Origin of the sequence: Vibrio sp., from assembly GCF_047973365.1 — a bacterium.
Classification (GTDB): Bacteria; Pseudomonadota; Gammaproteobacteria; order Enterobacterales; family Vibrionaceae; genus Vibrio.
Genome location: NZ_JBKEBW010000027.1, coordinates 1 through 20,493, shown reverse-complemented (window position 1 = coordinate 20,493; position 20,493 = coordinate 1). Strand labels below are relative to the sequence as shown.

The following is a 20,493-nucleotide window of genomic DNA, read 5'->3' as shown; positions in this document are numbered from 1 at the left end:
AACGCGCTTTTCGTGTTAGAACTGATACTGATCTAAAATTCGTCAATCGTATTCCCTGTGAGTGGGCAGTTACCATTGAACTTGAATTTTTAGCGCTTCTTTATTTTGAAGCTAAAAATAAAACAGGGTGATATTACCAAAGGTAGCAATAGGGTCAACAAAAAAGCCCCGTAAAGGGGCTTTTTTAGCGGAAAATTTGATTTAACCACCTATTACTGCTGGTTTTCTTTTTCACTGAAAATGCCTGCAAATAGGGCTGTGCTTAGGTAACGTTCACCTGAACTTGGTAGCACAGTTACAATTGTTTTTCCTTCAAATTCAGGAAGTTCAGCCAAACGATTGGCTGCAACAACTGCTGCGCCAGAAGAGATACCTGCAAGGATACCTTCTTCTTCCATTAGACGACGGGCCATATCAATGGCTTCTTCTGAAGTGACTGTTTCAACGCGGTCAATCAGGTCTAAATCTAGGTTGCCAGGGATAAAACCAGCGCCGATACCTTGGATTTTGTGCGGTGCTGGCTTAATTTCTTCACCTGCAAGTGCTTGAGTGATCACCGGCGATTCTGCTGGTTCAACAGCAACAGAGATAATGGCTTTACCTTTTTCACCTTTGATGTAACGGGTTGTACCTGTTAGCGTGCCACCTGTACCAACACCTGCAATGAATACGTCAACTTGACCATCCGTCGCTTGCCATATTTCAGGACCAGTCGTTTTTTCGTGGATCTGAGGGTTAGCTGGGTTGTTGAACTGTTGTAGTAGCAGATATTTTGCTGGGTTGCTTGCAACAATTTCTTCAGCTTTAGCAATAGCGCCTTTCATACCTTTAGCCGCTTCAGTCAGCTCAAGGTTTGCACCTAGTGCTTTAAGCAGTTTACGACGTTCTAAACTCATTGATTCAGGCATAGTTAGTGTTAGTTTGTAACCGCGAGCTGCAGCAACAAAGGCAAGAGCAATACCTGTGTTACCACTAGTCGGTTCTACTAGTTCCACACCCGGTTTAAGTAAGCCTTGCTTCTCTGCTTCCCAAATCATATTGGCACCGATACGGCATTTTACACTAAAGCTTGGGTTGCGAGATTCAACTTTCGCCAATACTTTTCCTTTGCTGACTTTATTTAGTCGCACTAGCGGTGTGTTACCAATAGTAAGTGAGTTGTCTTCGTAGATTTTGCTCATTGTTTATATTCCTTCATTGCGCATGTTTGGGTATCGGTAAGACGATACGTTAGCGGATACGAAAAGAGCATATGTGTTCACTTGAAAAGGTAAAAGGATTAAATCGTTATATCTTATAGATAGAAGAGCTCTTTCAGCAGTTTACCTAACTTAAGTTATGACATTGCTTTGTTAACTTTTGTAATCTCGTTTAAACTCGTTCACCCACATTGCGGTAGCGCCGCAAACAGCGACAGGCATTACGATTAGATTAATAATAGGTATTGTTGTCAGAAAGGCGACCAGAATACCGAAGCCATAAGCTTTGCTTTGTTTTTGTTTCAAACTGTTTTTCATGTCCTGAAACGAAATTTTATGGTTATCAAACGGGTAGTCGCAGTATTGAATCGCTAGCATCCATGCGGTAAAGATAAACCACGCAAAGGGACCAATGGTCTGCCCAACTGCTGGAATCAACAGCAAGATAAATAACCCAATCGCCTTAGGTAACACATAGACCAGCTTGCGCCATTCTCGAGCCATGATGCGCGGAACGTCTTTGACGAAATCTAACACTCCGTCCTCATTAATTTTTTCTCCAATTAGCTTTTGTTCAACCTTTTCAGCCAGTAGTCCATTAAAAGGCGCGGCAATAAAGTTTGCTAATGTGCTAAAAAAATAGGAAAAAGTCGCCAGAATCGTCAACACTAACAGTGGCCACAGTAGGTAACTAAGCCAGGATAAAAAGCCGGGAATGTGTCCCATCCAACTGTTGATCCACTCATCTAAGTGAATGAAAAGATAATATAAGGCGCCGCCTACTAATAATATATTGGCCAGTAGTGGTAGAATTACGAAACGTCGAATGCCGGGTGAGACAGCCAATTCGAATCCGTAAAAAAAATAACCCAAGCCAGAGCGCTGTTTCAATTGCATAGCTATTCCATGTGTTATTAACGTGTCATAAAGTTGAATATTCTATTGTAATCAAGCGAAATCAGAATGAAAGAGTGCTAAAAATCACATTGTTATCTCAACTTATAACATTAAGTTGTTCTAAATCGGGGTAGAGTTTTGGTAGAGTATCCGGATATAAGAAATTTTGCCTCTGGTTGACGTTCTTCGAAAGCGTGAAATTCAGGACATCAAAAATCGAGAAGCTGAGAGTTTAAGATGCAGGAATTGCGATTCGTACTCATTATTGTCGGCGCGCTAGCGATAGCCGCTTTGCTGTTTCATGGTCTTTGGACCAACAAGAAAGAAGGGAAATCTAAGTTTGGCGATAAGCCATTTGGTAAGATAGATGTTGAGAAAGAAGATTTAGTACCGTCGCGTGCATTTGCTCCGGAAGACGATTACGAGATTATTCGTAAGGAGCGTAAAGAGCCGGATTTTGGTCTCTCAGATGCAGAGCCAAAAGAAGATCCATTGATTTCTGATTATGACCCTATTTTTGACAATGAAACGTCGTTAGAAACCATTGAGGAAACTGTGGAAGTTGAAATCCCTTCTATGGTGGCTGAAAAAGAAATCGATGACGGTGTTTCTGTAGCGAACCCTGACGCGCAGACGACCATCGCGGATGATAAAGATCGGCCCTCTTCTCAATCTAATGAAGTGGATGTGATCGTAGTGAATGTTCATTGTTCAGGCAACGAACCATTTGTCGGTACTAAGCTGTTCGATAGCATGCAGCAAAATGGTTTACTGTATGGTGAGATGGATATTTTCCATCGCCATGCAGATATGTCCGGAACAGGAAAAGTGTTGTTTAGCGTTGCTAATATGATGCAGCCTGGAACATTAGAACATGATGATCCGGCAGAGTTTACAACTAAGGGTATTTCATTTTTTATGACTTTGCCTTGTTTTGGCGACCCAGCACAGAATTTCAAATTGATGTTGAAAACGGCGCAACAAATCGCAGATGATTTAAGCGGCAACGTACTGGATGATGCGCGTAACATGATGACTCCAGATCGTCTAGATGCTTATAGAAAACAAATTCAAGATTTCAAGATGAAAGCTGATCAGCAGTAAGTGAACCGTTATTATTAAAAGGCTCCAAGTCGGAGCCTTTTTTCATGATTCGAGAGAATAACAAATGCAAAACGTAGAGCAAAGGCTAAAAGAACTCAGAGAAACGTTACATATTCATGCGATTCGCTATTACGTTGAAGATGACCCGACGATTCCCGATGCTGAATACGATCGCTTAATGCGCGAGTTACTCGACTTAGAAGAAGCTAATCCAGAGCTAGTTACTGCTGATTCACCAAGCCAGCGAGTGGGGGGAATGCCACTCAGTGGGTTTGAGCCCGTTACTCACGAAATCCCCATGTTGTCTCTGGACAATGCATTTGATGACGATGAGTTAAACGCATTTAATCGCCGTATGGGCGACCGCGTTCCAGCGGCAAAGCAAGCTGCATTTTGTTGTGAACCTAAATTGGATGGGCTTGCGGTTAGTCTGCTTTATGAAAATGGCGTTTTAGTGAGAGCCGCAACACGAGGTGATGGTGCGACCGGCGAAAATATCACAGAAAACGTGCGCACGATAAAGTCTATTCCTTTAAAACTGCAAGGTGATTCATGGCCGCAACGCATCGAAGTGCGTGGTGAAGTTTTCATGCCAAAAGCCGGCTTTGAGCGAATGAATGCGTTGGCGGTGAAAAAAGGTGAAAAGGTATTCGTTAACCCGCGAAATGCTGCTGCGGGAAGTTTACGTCAATTAGATTCGCGAATTACCGCAAAGCGACCACTGGCTTTCTACGCGTACAGTGTCGGTGTTATTGAAGGCGGAGAGCTTACATCTAGCCACTATGACCGCTTCATCCAGCTAAAAGGTTGGGGGCTGCCTATGTGCCCTGAGACCAAGCGAGTTGCGTCTTTGGATGACGTCAAAGCGTACTATCAAAACATCTTACTGCGTAGGGCGGAACTGCCTTATGAAATTGATGGTGTTGTGATCAAGTTGGATGACATTGTACTTCAGGAGCAGCTTGGTTTTGTGGCTCGTGCACCACGCTGGGCAATTGCATACAAATTCCCTGCGCAAGAAGAAATGACAACCTTGAACGATGTTGAATTTCAGGTTGGTCGGACTGGGGCGATCACCCCAGTGGCAAAATTAGACCCCGTATTTGTCGGTGGGGTTACCGTAAGTAATGCCACGCTGCACAATGCCGATGAAATTGATCGTCTCGGTGTAAAAATTGGTGATACGGTGATCATTCGCCGCGCAGGTGATGTGATCCCACAAATTGTTTCTGTGGTTGAAGAAATGCGTCCAGAAACAGCTCGAGACATCATTTTCCCGTCGACTTGTCCAGTATGCCAGTCTGCGGTTGAACGTGTAGAAGGTGAAGCCGTTGCTCGTTGCACTGGTGGTTTGGTTTGTCAGGCTCAACGTAAAGAAGCGTTGAAACATTTTGTCTCTCGCAAAGCCATGGATGTTGATGGCTTGGGTGACAAAGTGATTGAACAACTGGTAGATAAAGAAATGGTAGTGACACCAGCCGATCTATTTAAGCTGCGTGCTGGTGAACTGACCATTCTCGAGCGTATGGGGCCAAAGTCTGCACAAAATATTGTTAATGCGCTTGAAAAATCAAAGCAAACGACGCTACCTCGATTTATGTATTCATTAGGTATCCGAGAAGTTGGTGAAGCTACCGCGCTGAACTTAGCGCAATATTTTTCTAATTTGGCCGCGGTAAGCAAAGCGAGTGTTGAGCAATTAATTGAAGTGCCAGATGTTGGTCATGTTGTAGCCAATCATATTCATAGTTTCTTTGCTCAGGAGAATAATCAAAGAGTGATTGAGGAACTGATGGAGCTTGGTGTTGAATGGCAAGACATTGAGCCGAAAAATGACGATACTCCTCAACCTCTGGCTGGCAAAATTGTTGTGTTAACGGGCTCTTTATCTCAGCTCTCTAGAGGTGATGCTAAGGCAGCGCTACAGGCGTTAGGTGCGAAAGTGACGGGCAGCGTTTCGAAAAACACTGACATTCTTTTTGCAGGTGAAGCTGCGGGTTCAAAGTTAGCCAAAGCACAAGAGTTAGGGGTTGAAATCCGTGATGAACAAGATCTATTAGATCTGATGAAGTAGCAAGGTTGATTTTAAAAAAGTCTCTGTAGATAACTGCAGAGGCTTTTATTTTTATGCATAAAATAACTTTAAACATATTTGTCACAAACTTCATTGTAGCCCGTCAACTCATCTAATGTAACCGTTTGTATCTGCTCATATATTTCTTTAAAAATATGCGACTAATTTCAATTTGTGTAAAATATTATTTTTCTATTTGATTGTTTTTTAACAAAGTTTTTATTTATTTGAATTTTCCTTCTTGAGATTGAGATCTCGATCACTTACTTGGTTAAAGTTTGCTCGAGTTCATATTTTTTTAGTCGAAAATTAAGTTCTCATTGATGTTTTACTCTATCAAGTTAGTCTAGTTATATGAATGTACTCGTACATTCAGAGTTTTTAAGGCGATTTTAATCGCAATAATACTCAAAAATTAGTCTTCTCTTCGGCGGCCAACTTAAGAGAGACAAAACAAACAGCTATGACTATTTTTTAGGAGTTTTTCCATGGAAAAAGTATGTAAACGCACCCTTCTTGGTGCGGCGATTGCTATCGCGTCCACATCAGCCTTCGCAGAAGGCGAAACCGGCCAAATCGGCGTCCTTTCTGATTTCAATGTTCATGCCTACGGTGTTGCTGCAATATCTGCTTTCTATCAGGAAGACAGTTCGGGCTATGACTACGAAAACGAATCTCGTATTGGTTTCCGTGCCAGCAAAGACATGTTTGATAACGTGAACGTATTCATGCAAATCGAATCAGGTTATGTTGGTGAAGATGGCACAGGTTCAACACTTGGTGCTCGTGACACATTCTTAGGTTTACAAGGTGACTGGGGTAAAGTTCGCTTCGGTCGTATGCTAACGCCATTATATGAAATTGTTGACTGGCCATATTCTAACCCAGGTCTAGGTCGAGTGTTTGACTGGGGCGGTGACGTTAAAGCTCACTATGACCGTAAAGGCGATATTGCACGATATGACTCACCAGCGTTTGGTGGTTTAACTTTCAATGCTTCAGTGGGGCGTGGTGATACCAGTGTTGATGGTTCAAACCACTTAGGCTTCGGTATTCACTATAACGTTGCGGACATCATTACCCTACACGGTGGTTACGAGTCGAATGCTAAATATGGTGGTGGAACTATCGATTCTACGGCTTACATCGTTGGTTTCGAATTGCCTTTGCCAGCAGGCTTTGGTTTAGCGGGTTCTTATAAGTATAACGAAGGTGAATCTAAACATACCGCTTACGCGGGGCAAGAAGCGGAACAAGGTCAATACTCTATTATCGGTCAGTACTGGAACGGCCCTTGGGGTGTGAAAGTGGGTTACGCGGCAAACCTCGAGTCTGAAGTGAATGGTGCGAAGCAAGGCGATGATGATGAAGTGTTGTCTGCTCAGCTCATGTACGTGAAAAATGGCTTTGTACCTTACTTACGTGTAGGTCAACATGATGCTTATAACGCCGATGACAAAAAAGCATTTGTGCGTATCGGTATGGAATATGGTTTCTAATTGTTCCACGTGTTTTTCTTAATCAAAACACCGGCCTAGCGCCGGTGTTTTACCTAGCTCTCAAGGACAATGAGTATGACGATAAATAAAACATCATTATTAGCTTCTGCGATTTTACTTTTAAGTGGCTGCAGTACGTTAGACAGCTCTAGTGCATTTGATGATGTCGCGAGTTCGGTAAAGGAAAGGCACAACTACGTGCAGGTGGTTGCCAAGGACATAATGCCCGATAGTCACGCTGTTACCGGTACTGACGTGGTTAAATCGTCACTGTTTTATGTCGGCAATTTTGCCAAAGAATCTAATGTTGATGTAAACGAATCTTATGTTGACATGAATGTTACCACATTTAAAAGTTATGACCGATTTGATAGTGTTACTGTAAACAATGAACAAACATTGATTGTTGACTATCGTCCGCAAGCGGAAACATGTACCGAACACTGCACTGTCACACAATGGTTTCAATTTCCTTTAAGCGAAGCATCAATATCTCAATTCAAAGGCGATAAAGTAGAGTTCACTCTGGCATCTAAGACTAAAAAAAATGTTGTCATGTTCTCTGTACCTAAAGCGTATTTTAATGCCGTTAAACAAGAAGCTGCTTATGTCATGAATAAACAGCCTCAACAAGCAGTAGCTGTGACAACATTACCTGCAGAGATCAAGAGTAAATCTCAAGATATGGTTCAATACTGGTTTAATGAAGGTTCTGCGCAAGAGCAAAAGCAGTTTGCTGACTGGGCATTTAGTCAAAGAACTTCGGTTACCAAGGTCATTCAAACAGAGAGTAAACCCGTTGAAATGATGGCTTATTGGTATCAAAAAGCCACTAAGGACGAGAAGTCTGAGATCTTATCTTGGCTGATCCGTCAGGAATAATTGCTATTTTGATAAATTAAAGGCATGGTCTAGCTGTGTCTTTAATTTGTGTCAGTTTAATTATGAACATCAGTGAAGTATCTAAAAAGACCGGGCTAACGGCAAAATCGATCAGGCTTTATGAACAAAAAGGGCTGATTAAGCCGCCACATCGACTAGACAATGGTTATCGTGATTATCACAACCAGCATGTGGATGATCTGAATCTGATTGCAAGATGCAAAGGTGTTGGCTTTAGTCTTGATGAGTGTAAAGCGATGCTTAATTTAGCGAACGATCCGCAAAGAAGCAGCTTTGCGGTGAAAGAAAAAGCACAGCAGAAACTCAAGAATGTTGAGCAGAAACTTAAAGAGCTCACAGTGATTAAGCAGCAACTTGAAGTATGGGTACAGGAATGCCCAGGCGATGAAGGGAGTGAGTGTCCTATCATTGATGACTTAAAGGGACATTGTTGCCGTTGAAAATAGGCAAGCCATTTATTCAGTTTGCCTATTTTCTTTAGCAACAACTATTGGTTAGGTACAGCATTAAATCGGCTCGACTTTTACCACAATGCCATCAACATGAACCACCTTTACTCGAGTTCCTGTTTTTAATGGCATATCACATTCTGCTGTCCAGGTGGTATCGCCAAGTACCAGACGAAATTGCCCACTTTCTACGTCCTGTTCTACAACAGAGGTTCTGCCAATCAACTGCTTATCTTTCTGATTCAACGCTCGTTGCGCATCATCTTGTTTGTCTGTTGAGAGCTGCTTTCTCCACCATAACCAAGTGGTGATAAGTGAGAAGCTTGCAAATGAAATCCATTGCAGTTGCCAACTTATCGGTAAGAAAGCGACAACCACGCCCACAATCAGGGCAGATATCCCAAGCCAGAGGAAATAGCCAGCTGTGCCCAATAGCTTGATGGCTAGCAGGCATAAGCCAAACGCTAACCAGTGCCAATGGTTTAGCTCAGATAATAATTCAATCAAGAATCAACCTCTTTTTTGTTGGTTTGTTTGAACATTTCAGCGATGCCAGCGACAGAACCCATGAGCCCCGTAGCTTCTAACGGAAGCATAATGATTTTACCGTTTTCCGCTTGGCCAATGGCTTTCAATGCATCGGTATAACCCTGTGCTATAAAGTAATTCACCGCTTGCATATCACCTTGTGCGATTGCTTGAGAAACCATTTCAGTGGCTCTCGCTTCCGCTTCTGCTGCACGTTCACGGGCTTCCGCTTGCAGTATTGCTGCTTGCTTCTCACCCTCAGCCTTGAGAATTTCAGACTGCTTTTGACCTTCTGCTTTAAGAATTTCCGCCTGGCGAACACCTTCGGCTTCGAGAATCGATGCACGTTTCATACGCTCTGCTTTCATTTGCGCATTCATCGCCTCAGTCAGGTCTGTAGGTGGTTGTACATCTTTGATTTCGATCCGAGTGACTTTGATACCCCAAGGATTGGTTGCTTGGTCAACAATGGCCAGTAATTTGGTGTTGATCATGTCACGCTGACTGAGCATCTCATCGAGTTCTAAGGAGCCGAGTACCGTACGCATGTTGGTGAGCGTGAGGTTACGAATTGCGTTTTCCAAGTCATTCACTTCATACGCTGCCTTTGCGGCGTCGATGACTTGAACGAAACAGACTGCATCGATAACAACGTTAGCGTTATCTTTACTGATGACTTCTTGAGCGGGGATATCAAGCACCCGTTCCATCATGTTGATCTTACGTCCAACTCTGTCAATAAATGGAATAATTATATTCAAACCCGGTTTTAAGCTGTGGGTGTAGCGACCAAACCGTTCTACGGTCCAGTTGTTTCCTTGAGGAACGGTTTTGACCGCTGAAAAAATGAAAACAATTGCCAGAAAAACAAACACACCGATAGCAATGAGTGAATCAAACGCCATAACATGTCCTTATTGAGTTAATTATGTAATGGGGTAACTAGCCCGATATGCAGTGTGTCGTATAGTTCATTGATGGACAATATATTGGCATCGGTTTTGTAATTGACTTCAGAAAAAAGGCAGGTGTTATTGACCTGCCTATCCATAGTGTTGATTAGTATAGGAGAGAGTATAGCTGACGGCGATATTTGCTGGTGATGCTGTTACCTTGACCGATAGCATTAAGAATATCCATAAAGGTTTTTTTTACCTCACCATTCAGTGTATTCAAATCGGATTTTATAAAGCGCCATAAAAGTTCAAGTGCTTCTTCATCTCGTTTCACTTGATGGTACTGAGTTGCGAGTTCCACCGCGATTTTGGCATCACCTGGGTTGGCGGACAGTGCTGTTTCCAACGCCTGAATTTCTGGGCTGTTAGAGGCTTGGTCATGCAGTTCTAGTTTCGCTATTAGGCTTTTGTAGTAGCTATCTTGATATTCTAGTGGGATAGATTGCAACTCAGCTTTTGCGGCTTCTATCTGTCCTGTTTCAATAAAGCAATCTGCCAGTGCAAGTTTTACGTCGCCTTTGCGTTTTAGATCTTCAGGTAATGTTAAAAGAAGCGACAGCGCTTGTTGGTGCTGCTGAGTTTGAATTAACTCTAATGCCTGATTGAATGTCATTTCCTCCTGGCTAGGTAAATGACGGTTCAGCATCTGTTGTACGGCTTCGATAGGTTGAGGACCTCCGATGCCATCGACCGGCTGTCCATTGATAAATAAGGCTATGGTTGGTAAAGCTTGCACACCAAATTGAGCTGCAATGGCTTGTTCATCCTGGCAGTTCAGCATCGCCAATGTGAATACACCACTGTATTGTTGCGTCAGTTGCTGAAGTGCAGGGATCATCTGAACGCTTTCTTGGCTTACGGGTGCCCAAAAGTAAAACAGGATGGGTGTTGATGCTGAGCTTTCAAGTACCTGACGAAAATTGTGTTGGCTAACGTCAACAATATAGGGTGACTGCATGGGCATTCCTTATAGCAACTGCATTTTGAGCACTGATGGTATGCAATTAAAATGGGGGCGGAATTTAGCAATTCAAGCCTTTAATAATCGTTGGCTACTGGGGGTATTGTAAGGTATTAGAGAGACACAATTACAATGAGTGCAATACAAATACCAAGCCAATTACACTGGTTTAATGTCATAGATGAACTCAACACACCTTACTTAATATAAATAGTTTGCTTAATATCTGCGCAGTATTGACGGTGAATGTTGCGAATCAATGACAATGTTCTCGCTAAGAAAAATATATTTAATACCTTGCTAAAGTTAACCCGCGTGTTGAAGTAAATTTTTTAGTGCGGGTTCGATATGAGAAAACTGAAACTGAAATCCTAACTCGGTCAATTTTTTAGGCTTTGCCCGCATACTATCGAGTAACAGTTCCGCCGCTTCTCCCATGAGTAGTTTTATCGCCCACTTAGGTGTGAACAAGATGTGAGGGCGTTTAATCACAGATGCTAGATTTTGGCTAAATAGTGCATTCGTTGCAGGGTGTGGTGCGCTGAGGTTAAAAGGACCTTGTGCATGTTCGGTTGTGAGTAGAAATATAATTGCCTGAACCATATCTGTCATATGTATCCAGGGAATGTACTGTTGACCGGAACCAATGGGGCCACCCACCCCGAATTTGTACGGTGGAAGCATTTTCTGTAACGCACCACCTTGAGGTGAAAGGACCACCCCGGTTCTCAGAATGCAGACTCTGGTTCTGTCTGACTGTGCCCGCACAGCAATTTGTTCCCACGTATCACACACTTGATGAGAGAAACTTTCGTGATGAACATGCAAGCTCTCATCAAAAGGATGAGATTGTTGATCGCCATAATAGCCAACCGCAGAACCGCTAATGAATACTGCTGGTGGTTTAGTGCTGGCGTGAATGAGTGATACTAATTGCTCAGTAATGTCCCAACGGCTGCGACAAATGCGTGACTTTTGTTTCTTGCTCCAACGCTTATTGGCAATCGGTTCTCCGGCTAAGTTAATCACTGCGTCAAAGTGATTGAGATCCTGTAAATCCTGCAGAGAGTTAATGAAATTAAGATTCCCGCTATGAATATGGTTGAGTTGGCGTTTGGCATTTTCAGTATTGCGCGTTAACACGGTTATCTGCTCGGTCATGAGTAGCTTCAATAACTCACGGCCAATAAAGCCTGTCCCACCAGTAATCAATATGTTCATAGCCTCTCCTTTGTCGCTAAGTATAGGCATTATTCTAGGCTTACTCGAAGCTCTTCTGTGTTCTATCAGAGTACGAGATTCAATGGTCGCTGCCAATACACTGTTTTGCTTGCGATCATTTTTTCCTCAGCCCTGTACCTAGGTCACAGCGACTTAAAGGCTCTTTTGTCATGCTAGTGGCGAATAGAACGATAGGAGGAAGTATGTCCGGATTGGCAGCACTGTTGAAAGCGATGTTAGTAAGTGTGCGAGATTTGATGCCAATCGTAATGGTCATCGCTTTTTTCCAATGGTTTGTTTTGCCGGATGTCTTTCCTAATTTTCTCAGCGTGTTGTTTGGCTTGATTCTCGTCGTTCTCGGGCTGACTTTCTTTATTTTCGGTTTAGAAATGGGATTGTTTCCAATTGGTGAGTCTATGGCTCAAGCCTTTGCGAGAAAAGGGAGCGTCTTCTGGCTATTGGCATTTGCCTTTTGTTTGGGGTTTGGAACGACCATTGCTGAGCCAGCGCTCACCTCTATTGCTACTGAAGCGGCAAAAGTGGCGGCAGAAGGTGGGATGATTGTCGATTCAGAACAAGAGATGAAAGGCTATGCCAATGGTCTGAGGCTGACGGTTGCTTTATCAGTAGGGATTGCCATCGTATTGGGGGTGATTCGAATTATAAAAGGTTGGCCGCTCCATTATATGATTGCGATGGGTTATGTCGCTGTGGTTGTTATGACGGCTTTTGCTCCGCCGAGTATTATCGGCGTGGCTTATGACTCAGGAGGTGTGACGACCTCAACCATTACGGTTCCTTTAGTGACAGCTTTAGGTATTGGGCTTGCTTCTGCGATCAAAGGCAGAAATCCTATGCTGGATGGATTTGGTCTTATCGCATTTGCTTCATTGTTGCCGATGATCTTTGTCATGGCATTTGGCATGGTGATGACATGATTTCACTCTCCACTTTCTATTCCACTTTGATATCCACGCTGCAGGACGTCTTCCCGATAGCGGTTATCATTATCGGCTTTCAGTTGGTTATTTTGCGTAAACCGGTGGCAAACCCAATGAGGGTGCTGGTGGGGTTTGTGTATGTGATTCTTGGTCTTACGCTGTTTTTGCTTGGATTAGAGTTTGCGCTGTTTCCTTTAGGAAAAACCATGGCGATGCAGTTAACGTCACCGGATTTACTTACAGAATATCGAATAAGCCTTGGCGAAAAACTTGAGTGGGTGGATTACTACTGGGTATATCTGTTTGCATTTTCTATCGGCTTTAGTACCACTATCGCTGAACCATCGTTGATTGCGGTTGCCATTAAAGCGAATCAAGTGTCTGGTGGGGCAATATCAGTCAATGGTTTGAGAGTTGCAGTAGCATTGGGTGTGGCTATTGGTATCACTCTTGGTTGTTATCGGATCATTGTTGGCGACCCCATTCATTATTACATCATCGCTGGATATGTGGTTGTCGTTATTCAAACCTTCTTTGCGCCACAGTTGATAACGCCTTTGGCTTATGACTCAGGCGGTGTTACCACTTCCACCGTAACCGTGCCGATTGTGGCCGCATTAGGGTTGGGTTTAGCTTCTACCGTTCCCGGGCGGAATCCAATGATTGATGGCTTTGGGCTCATCGCCTTTGCCAGTTTATTTCCTATTATCTCGGTAATGGGGTACGCACAAATTACTCAGTGGCTTAATCGAAAATCTCAGTGTACAGATGCAACGATAAAGGAGAAAGACAATGCGGTTTAAGTTAATTCTAGCGTTTGTCGAAGATGCAAAAACGGATTTAGTGCTTGATGCCGCAAGAGAAGCTGGGGCAACTGGCGCTACGGTAATTAATAATGCTCGCGGTGAAGGGCTTAATAAAAAGAGAACTTTTTTTGGTTTAACCCTAGAAGTACAAAAAGACGTTATTTTGCTCGTGGTCGAAGAGCATTTATCTCGCCATATTCTTGAAACCATCAATGAAGTTGGCGAATTTGATGCCACTTCTGGGCAGGGTATCGCCATTCAAATTGATATAGAAGATGCCGTTGGTGTTGCACATCAGGTTGAACGATTAAGTAAAGTTGTGGAGGAAAATCTATGAATCTAGAAGACAAAATTCGCGTAAGAGATGTTATGGCTAATACTTATGTGATTGTTGATGGATTAACCACAGTTTATGAAGGTATTCAGCTTGCCAAAAAGCACTTGGTGAAAGCATTAATTGTCGATAAGCGCCATGACGATGATGAGTATGGCATCGTGTTAATGAATGATATCGCAAAGAAAGTGTTGGCAAAAAACCGCTCTGCGCAACGTACTAACATTTATGAAATTATGACTAAGCCAGCACTCTCTGTGTCACCGGATATGAATGTGAAATATTGCGCTCGTTTGTTCGAACGCTTTGGTATCAGTCGAGCGCCAGTTATTGACGGCGGCAAGGTGATCGGTATGGTGAGTTATAACAATATTGTGCTGAACGGTATGGCAAGAGATGACGATTAACGACTATACCCTTCCTACTTGAAGCGGCAGCGGTGTTGGCTACGTTCGTTCACCCCCATCGCATAGTTTATCTATGCTCATGGGGATTCACTCACTTGCCGCCTACCTGCAACTTCAAGTAGTTTGGCTATAAACCATTACACTTTTATGGTTTTTGTTAAGAGGTCTACGATGAAACTGTTTTTTGCTTCCGATTTGCACGGTTCTCTGCCGGCGACGGAAAAGATGCTCGCTTTGTTTGACAAGTCCAAGGCGACCGCGTTGATTTTACTTGGTGATCTTCTTAACCACGGACCTCGAAATCCTATCCCTGAAGGGTATAACCCCGCCGCTGTCGCTGAACTGCTTAATGGTTATACGGCAAAAATTATGGCTGTAAGGGGCAACTGCGACAGTGAAGTCGATCAGATGTTACTCTCATTTCCTATGATGTCTGATTACGCTTGGGTCATGTTAGATTCTGGGCAAAGAATTTTTCTCACTCACGGACACCTCTACAATCAGGAGAAATGTCCGACGATGGGAAATGGTGATGTTTTGGTTCATGGGCATACTCACATACCATCCGCCCAAATGTGGGATAAAGGGTATTTCTTCAATCCAGGTTCTGTGACATTCCCTAGAAACGGCTTTGCTCCAAGTTATGGGTTACTGGATGGAAAGACGCTGAGTGTTTTATCTCTCGATGGTAATGAAGTGATAGCACAGACGTTGATTTGATAGTGGTGCTTTAAATAGCAATCAAGAGCTCGTTTGAGCTCTTGATTTACTTTCTATCGGAATGGCCGAGATCGCGTTCAGGGTCGATAAGATCCCTGACACGCTGTTTCAGCTCTTTGGCTTCAGGGAATCCGCCATCTTTCTTACGTTCCCATATCTGCACGTCGTTACAAAAAATCTCATAGCGTCCACCGGTATCTGGGTGGAGCGATACGCTTTCTATCTCTTCACTAAAAGTATGTAATAGCTCTTGGCTTATCCAAGTTGCTCTTAGCATCCAGTTACACTGGCGGCAGTAAAAGATATCTATCTTTGCCTTGTCCATATATGCCTTATTTACGATTCCTTGAATGGGCAACTTTTGCTAGTTATAAAAAAGCTAATTACTAAAAAGAACGGTGGATCCGTGGTTCAAACTTGTTAGCAGCAGAGTATAATCATTGACGATATCGACACGGCGACTTTGCTGGGCATCCATTTTGAAAATTTGTGTTACTAATTCAAGCTCTTCTGCTGTGAAGTCTTGATTCTGGCTTTGTGAAACATTCCTAAACTTGGCTGGTGTGACCAGTAGGTAGCCGTCACTCACATCCCATTTTCCCGTTTCTGAGATATTCATGATGTTTTGCGCATTGTCGTCGTTTTCCGCGTACAAAACAATATTGGAAACACGTGAATAAGTTCCGTTAGGTAAGTACTTCACATTTGACAAAATGTCGACGCGACGAAGTGGCCCAATCGGTTGGTGAGTTTTGGTGTGTTCAATCACAGTCACAGTTTTTGATTGCCACTCACGCGAAGAAATTTCCTGCTCAAGTTTTAAATCGCTGCCCCAATAAAGCCAACTACTGAGTGCGATAGAGGCAACGCTCATCATTACGGCAATTTTTCTCATTTTGATGATGCCCCTGTTTGACAAACTTTGTTTATTTCATCTTGGTTTGCGACAATTTTCAGCGTGATGTTGGCTGAAGAATACAATGGTTTGTGGATGTAATTTAAGATCAATACGTCGTTGTTACCGCCAGTCGCAATCACTTTCTCTACCGCAAATTCGCCTTGATATTCGGTTACATATTGATTGATACACAGCTCAATCGAAGGTAACCACTGTGTTAAGTCAGGGTGGTTTATCGGTGTTTCGACGATCACATCCTGATAGCGGCCAAGTATGCGAAATTCAGACTCGGTCGGGCTTGCGAACATCACCGCAAAAATAGGCAGCAGTATGGAAAATAACAATAACAGCTTGGACCATAAGTCTACCGGACGTTTAGGCGTTGTTGCGTTAGGACCTAATGTCGTCTGAATCTGTGTTTGCTTTGGTTCAGGTGTTGGTTCACTGTTCAACACGCCTTCAGACAGTAAGTTGTCAGTTGCGGTTAGTGGTGAAGGATCATCTTCAACTCTGGTGTGAGTGTCATCTTCAGCAACAATTATCTCATCGTCACCACTGAGATAATTTTTAGCTTCTGCTGCAGAGATATCCGTAACGGTTGAAATTAACTGATACCCACGCTTAGGCACAGTTTTTACAAACTGTGGCGATTTTGTGGAGTCTTTTAACTGTTTACGCAAGGTAGAGATAGCTTGGGTTAAGCTTGAGTCATCGACTTCAAAGCCTTGCTCTCGCCATACGAAATCATACAGTTCGTTGCGAGTAACCACTTCGTTTGGACGTTGGCAAAATAGCAGGAGAATACGACTTTCATTGCTTCCCAGACGAACGAGTTCGTCGTCAAAAACATTATCAATAAGAGTGTTACTGATTGAATCGAATGTAAATCTGTCTGCGAGGAGAAATTTTGTACCAATGCCCGTCATCAATATCGTCTTCATTTATCTTTTTTGAGTCTTAAATCACGGCTAACTTAGCGATAGTCTCCATGTCATCGAGTTAAGAATGAGTTAAGACTGCGATGGATATTTATCTTCCTTGATATAAAACAGTGCCAAGCATAATCAATATAAATAAAAAAAACAGTGTTTTTTGGCATTGCTGACCTTGAATTTACATTCAAAGCCCTTACTTATTTAGCAACTTGTTATATTTCTAGCCTAGCCAGTTTTTGTTAAATTGGCGGTGAGAAATCTCTAATGTGATGTTATGGAGCTAAAATGAGCGAAACAACGACAGCAAACAAAGAAACTCGTGGCTTTCAATCGGAAGTTAAGCAACTACTTCATCTTATGATTCACTCTTTGTATTCAAACAAAGAGATCTTCCTGCGTGAGTTGATTTCTAATGCTTCAGACGCTGCCGATAAGCTGCGTTTCCAGGCGTTATCTAATTCTGATCTTTACCAAGGTGATGCTGACCTTGGTGTTAAACTGTCATTCGACAAAGAGACTAAAACGATAACGATCTCTGATAACGGTATCGGTATGACTCGCGAAAATGTGATTGACCATCTAGGTACCATCGCGAAATCAGGCACCGCAGAATTTTTCTCCAAACTTTCTGATGAACAAACTAAAAATTCTCAATTAATTGGTCAGTTCGGTGTTGGTTTTTATTCGGCCTTTATCGTTGCTGATGCGGTGACGGTTCGTACTCGCGCAGCGGGTACGGCGAGCAATGAAGCTGTACAGTGGCATTCAGAAGGTGAAGGTGAATACACGGTTGAGTCGATTGAAAAAGCGAGCCGAGGTACCGATATCATTCTGCATCTTCGCGAAGAGGGTGAAGAATTTCTGTCAGAATGGCGTCTGCGTGATGTTATCTCCAAATACTCTGATCACATTGGTATTCCAGTCTTTATTCAAACGGAAGAACGTGACGACGAAGGTAAAGAAACGGGTAACAAAAAGTGGGAACAAATCAATAAGGCGCAAGCGCTATGGACTCGCAGCAAATCGGATATTAGTGATGAAGAATATCAAGAGTTCTACAAGCACGTGTCGCACGATTTTGCCGAACCATTAGTTTGGAGCCACAACAAGGTTGAAGGTAAGAATGACTATACCAGTCTGCTATACATACCGTCGAAAGCACCTTGGGATATGATGAACCGTGACCACAAATCAGGTCTCAAACTGTACGTACAACGCGTGTTTATCATGGATGATGCAGAGCAGTTCATGCCTTCGTATTTGCGTTTTGTGCGCGGCTTGATTGATTCAAACGATTTACCACTAAACGTGTCGCGCGAAATTTTGCAAGACAACAAAGTAACTCAGTCTCTACGCAATGCTTGCACCAAACGTGTGCTGACTATGCTTGAACGCATGGCAAGTAGTGATGCAGAAAAATACCAAACCTTCTGGAAACAGTTTGGTCTAGTGATGAAAGAAGGTCCAGCGGAGGACATGGCAAACAAAGAGAAGATTGCCGGTCTACTGCGCTTTGCTTCAACTGAGGTCGACTCCGCTGAGCAAACCATTGGTCTTGCTTCTTATGTTGAACGCATGAAAGAAGGCCAAGATAAGATCTACTACTTAACGGCTGACAGCTATGCAGCGGCGAAGAACAGCCCGCACCTAGAGCAGTTTAAGGCTAAGGGTATCGAAGTTGTTCTGATGTATGACCGTATTGATGAGTGGCTGATGAACTATTTAACTGAGTTCGATGGTAAACAGTTCCAATCAATCACTAAAGCTGGTCTTGATTTAAGCAAGTTCGAAGACGAAGCAGAAAAAGAAAAGCACAAAGAGACAGAACAAGAGTTCCAATCGGTTGTTGAGCGAATCAAAGGCTACTTAGGTGACCGTGTGAAAGATGTTCGCACGACATTTAAGCTTGCGACGACCCCCGCCGTTGTTGTGACTGATGATTTTGAGATGGGCACTCAAATGGCAAAACTATTGGAAGCCGCTGGTCAGGCGGTTCCTGAAGTGAAGTACATTTTTGAGATTAACCCTGATCACGCGTTGGTTAAGATGATGTCTGATGAACCGGACGAACAAGCGTTCGGGCGTTGGGTTGAAGTACTGCTTGGGCAGGCAATGTTGGCTGAGCGCGGCTCAATGGCCGATCCTTCTCAATTCTTAGTGGCTATGAACCAGCTTCTGACTAAGGTTTAATAATCTTGATGAATAAAAAAAGCTCGCAATGTGCGGGCTTTTTTATTGAAAGTGATTGAATACCGCTTATTTGTATTGAAATGTAATGAACGTGTTTGATGCTTAAACACCTGTTTGTATTCTTTAGTCTTAGATTCGCCAGAGAGGCAAATTTATGTGATAGAATGCGAAGCTTGAATAAGGTTATCAACGCGTGTATTTTGCACGCCAGCTTGCAATCGCTCGCTGTATTAACTGTTATACCGAAACTTACCGTTTCTCAAATGAAAGGTTTTCTCTTCGTAACGTGCCCTTGTAAGGTTAAGAATTGAGGATGGATATAGTGAGCTTCGGTATAAATTTTTTTTCTAAAGAGGATTAAACATGCGCATCATTCTTCTGGGTGCTCCAGGTGCTGGTAAAGGTACACAAGCTCAATTCATCATGGAGAAGTTCGGTATTCCACAAATCTCTACTGGTGACATGCTACGTGCCGCTATCAAAGCAGGTACAGAACTTGGTAAACAAGCTAAATCTGTAATCGATGCTGGTCAGCTAGTTTCTGATGAAATCATTCTTGGTCTAATCAAAGAGCGTATCGCACAAGATGATTGTGAAAAAGGCTTCCTATTGGATGGTTTTCCACGCACTATCCCTCAGGCTGATGGCCTAAAAGAAATGGGCATTGATGTCGACTACGTGATCGAATTTGACGTAGCTGACGATGTGATCGTTGAGCGTATGGCCGGTCGTCGTGCTCACCTTGCTTCTGGTCGTACTTACCACGTGGTGTACAATCCACCTAAAGTTGAAGGTAAAGATGACGTCACTGGTGAAGATCTTGTTGTCCGTGACGACGATAAAGAAGAAACCGTACGTGCACGTCTAGGTGTCTATCACAACCAAACTGCACCACTGATCGAATACTACGGTAAAGAAGCGGCTGCTGGTAACACCAAGTACCTTAAATTCGACGGTACTAAGCAAGTTGCTGCAGTCAGTGCTGATATCGAAAAGGCATTAGCATAATAGCTAATACCTATTATCAAAATTTTTTAGAATTTTGTTATAGTTAAGCGACCAAAAGGTCGCTTCAGACTGATGTCAAACCCAACATCGTCATTCCAGAATTTCGGAACGAAATATCTGGAATCTAATAAAAGCGCATGCTGTAAATAGATTCCTGCTTTCGCAGGAATGACGGAAAGGGGCTTTGTCAACAACTCAAGCGACCGTAAGGTCGCTTTTTTGTTTGCCCAGCAAAGCTGGCAAACCCGTCCACTTGAAAGAAAGTGGAGTCACCCTGACTAAGGGGAAGACAATCCGAATGGCAAGGGCGTCACGGGCTAACGGTGGGGTCTGAAGGAAGCCATAGGAAGTTAGATGTACACAACTAACCGTAATCTGTTTCGGCGGTACTGGTGGGTAAGCGTCCAAAATAGCGCAAAGCCCAATACTTAGTCAGACCAATACTGTGATTGAGGGTGGGATA

The 20,493-nt window shown here is 43.1% G+C and carries 21 protein-coding genes; 12 read left to right on the top strand and 9 right to left on the bottom strand.

The window, feature by feature from the left end:
* Positions 1–212: 212 nt before the first annotated feature.
* Positions 213–1,181 carry a cysteine synthase A gene (gene cysK, locus ACK5MF_RS04580; protein ID WP_416919806.1) on the bottom strand — a complete coding sequence of 323 codons (969 nt, stop codon included), beginning with the start codon at positions 1,179–1,181 and terminating at the stop codon, positions 213–215.
* Between the two features lie 171 nt (positions 1,182–1,352).
* Positions 1,353–2,096 carry a sulfate transporter CysZ gene (cysZ, locus tag ACK5MF_RS04575; RefSeq protein ID WP_416919804.1) on the bottom strand — a complete coding sequence of 248 codons (744 nt, stop codon included), beginning with the start codon at positions 2,094–2,096 and terminating at the stop codon, positions 1,353–1,355.
* A 237-nt stretch (positions 2,097–2,333) separates the two neighbouring features.
* On the opposite strand from cysZ, the gene zipA reads away from it, so the two are divergent.
* The 5 genes from zipA to cueR all read left to right on the top strand — a co-directional run bounded on the left by zipA (position 2,334) and on the right by cueR (position 8,116).
* Positions 2,334–3,200, top strand: a complete 867-nt coding sequence (gene zipA / locus ACK5MF_RS04570) for a cell division protein ZipA (protein ID WP_416919802.1) — start codon at positions 2,334–2,336, stop codon at positions 3,198–3,200.
* A 64-nt stretch (positions 3,201–3,264) separates the two neighbouring features.
* Positions 3,265–5,274 carry an NAD-dependent DNA ligase LigA gene (gene ligA / locus ACK5MF_RS04565; protein ID WP_416919800.1) on the top strand — a complete coding sequence of 670 codons (2,010 nt, stop codon included), beginning with the start codon at positions 3,265–3,267 and terminating at the stop codon, positions 5,272–5,274.
* A 488-nt stretch (positions 5,275–5,762) separates the two neighbouring features.
* On the top strand, positions 5,763–6,773 hold the full coding sequence (locus ACK5MF_RS04560; RefSeq protein ID WP_416919798.1) for a porin: 1,011 nt from the start codon (positions 5,763–5,765) through the stop codon (positions 6,771–6,773).
* Between the two features lie 75 nt (positions 6,774–6,848).
* Positions 6,849–7,655, top strand: a complete 807-nt coding sequence (locus ACK5MF_RS04555) for a hypothetical protein (RefSeq protein WP_416919796.1) — start codon at positions 6,849–6,851, stop codon at positions 7,653–7,655.
* A 62-nt stretch (positions 7,656–7,717) separates the two neighbouring features.
* The gene (gene cueR / locus ACK5MF_RS04550) at positions 7,718–8,116 is read left to right on the top strand and encodes a Cu(I)-responsive transcriptional regulator (RefSeq protein WP_416919914.1); all 399 of its coding nucleotides are present in this window, start codon (positions 7,718–7,720) and stop codon (positions 8,114–8,116) included.
* A 66-nt stretch (positions 8,117–8,182) separates the two neighbouring features.
* Here the strand turns inward: cueR and ACK5MF_RS04545 are convergent, their stop codons facing one another.
* From ACK5MF_RS04545 to ACK5MF_RS04530, 4 genes are all read right to left on the bottom strand, one after another.
* On the bottom strand, positions 8,183–8,632 hold the full coding sequence (locus tag ACK5MF_RS04545; protein ID WP_416919794.1) for an NfeD family protein: 450 nt from the start codon (positions 8,630–8,632) through the stop codon (positions 8,183–8,185).
* Positions 8,629–9,558, bottom strand: coding sequence for an SPFH domain-containing protein (locus tag ACK5MF_RS04540; RefSeq protein ID WP_416919792.1), 930 nt, complete (start codon positions 9,556–9,558; stop codon positions 8,629–8,631). The genes ACK5MF_RS04545 and ACK5MF_RS04540 overlap by 4 nt, the downstream gene beginning before the upstream one ends.
* Positions 9,559–9,712: 154 nt before the next feature.
* Positions 9,713–10,567: a co-chaperone YbbN gene (locus ACK5MF_RS04535; protein ID WP_416919790.1), complete on the bottom strand. Its 855-nt coding sequence runs from the start codon at positions 10,565–10,567 to the stop codon at positions 9,713–9,715.
* 309 nt (positions 10,568–10,876) lie between these two features.
* Complete coding sequence (locus ACK5MF_RS04530; RefSeq protein WP_416919787.1) at positions 10,877–11,791, bottom strand: TIGR01777 family oxidoreductase; 915 nt, start codon at positions 11,789–11,791, stop codon at positions 10,877–10,879.
* Between the two features lie 203 nt (positions 11,792–11,994).
* On the opposite strand from ACK5MF_RS04530, the gene ACK5MF_RS04525 reads away from it, so the two are divergent.
* The 5 genes from ACK5MF_RS04525 to yfcE all read left to right on the top strand — a co-directional run bounded on the left by ACK5MF_RS04525 (position 11,995) and on the right by yfcE (position 14,999).
* Complete coding sequence (locus ACK5MF_RS04525) at positions 11,995–12,729, top strand: DUF1538 family protein (RefSeq protein ID WP_416919785.1); 735 nt, start codon at positions 11,995–11,997, stop codon at positions 12,727–12,729.
* Positions 12,726–13,535 carry a DUF1538 domain-containing protein gene (locus tag ACK5MF_RS04520; protein ID WP_416919783.1) on the top strand — a complete coding sequence of 270 codons (810 nt, stop codon included), beginning with the start codon at positions 12,726–12,728 and terminating at the stop codon, positions 13,533–13,535. Before ACK5MF_RS04525 ends, ACK5MF_RS04520 begins: the two co-directional genes overlap by 4 nt.
* On the top strand, positions 13,525–13,875 hold the full coding sequence (locus ACK5MF_RS04515; RefSeq protein ID WP_416919781.1) for a P-II family nitrogen regulator: 351 nt from the start codon (positions 13,525–13,527) through the stop codon (positions 13,873–13,875). Before ACK5MF_RS04520 ends, ACK5MF_RS04515 begins: the two co-directional genes overlap by 11 nt.
* A complete protein-coding gene (locus ACK5MF_RS04510) occupies positions 13,872–14,279 on the top strand; it encodes a CBS domain-containing protein (protein WP_416919779.1) in 408 nt (135 codons plus the stop codon). Before ACK5MF_RS04515 ends, ACK5MF_RS04510 begins: the two co-directional genes overlap by 4 nt.
* 171 nt (positions 14,280–14,450) lie before the next feature.
* A complete protein-coding gene (gene yfcE, locus ACK5MF_RS04505) occupies positions 14,451–14,999 on the top strand; it encodes a phosphodiesterase (protein ID WP_416919777.1) in 549 nt (182 codons plus the stop codon).
* A 46-nt stretch (positions 15,000–15,045) separates the two neighbouring features.
* Here the strand turns inward: yfcE and ACK5MF_RS04500 are convergent, their stop codons facing one another.
* The 3 genes from ACK5MF_RS04500 to ACK5MF_RS04490 are packed head-to-tail and all read right to left on the bottom strand — an operon-like array spanning position 15,046 to position 16,823.
* Complete coding sequence (locus tag ACK5MF_RS04500; RefSeq protein WP_416919775.1) at positions 15,046–15,324, bottom strand: SelT/SelW/SelH family protein; 279 nt, start codon at positions 15,322–15,324, stop codon at positions 15,046–15,048.
* Positions 15,325–15,378: 54 nt separating this feature from the next.
* On the bottom strand, positions 15,379–15,894 hold the full coding sequence (locus tag ACK5MF_RS04495; protein ID WP_416919773.1) for a regulatory protein ToxS: 516 nt from the start codon (positions 15,892–15,894) through the stop codon (positions 15,379–15,381).
* Positions 15,891–16,823, bottom strand: a complete 933-nt coding sequence (locus tag ACK5MF_RS04490) for a winged helix-turn-helix domain-containing protein (protein WP_416919912.1) — start codon at positions 16,821–16,823, stop codon at positions 15,891–15,893. The genes ACK5MF_RS04495 and ACK5MF_RS04490 overlap by 4 nt, the downstream gene beginning before the upstream one ends.
* Before the next feature lie 294 nt (positions 16,824–17,117).
* Here ACK5MF_RS04490 and htpG point away from each other — a divergent pair, with 294 nt between their 5' ends.
* Both htpG and adk read left to right on the top strand, forming a co-directional pair.
* Positions 17,118–19,022 (top strand): molecular chaperone HtpG, encoded by a 1,905-nt coding sequence (htpG, locus tag ACK5MF_RS04485; protein WP_416919771.1) that lies wholly within the window; start codon positions 17,118–17,120, stop codon positions 19,020–19,022.
* 363 nt (positions 19,023–19,385) lie between these two features.
* A complete protein-coding gene (adk, locus tag ACK5MF_RS04480) occupies positions 19,386–20,030 on the top strand; it encodes an adenylate kinase (protein ID WP_416919770.1) in 645 nt (214 codons plus the stop codon).
* Positions 20,031–20,493 lie beyond the last annotated feature (463 nt).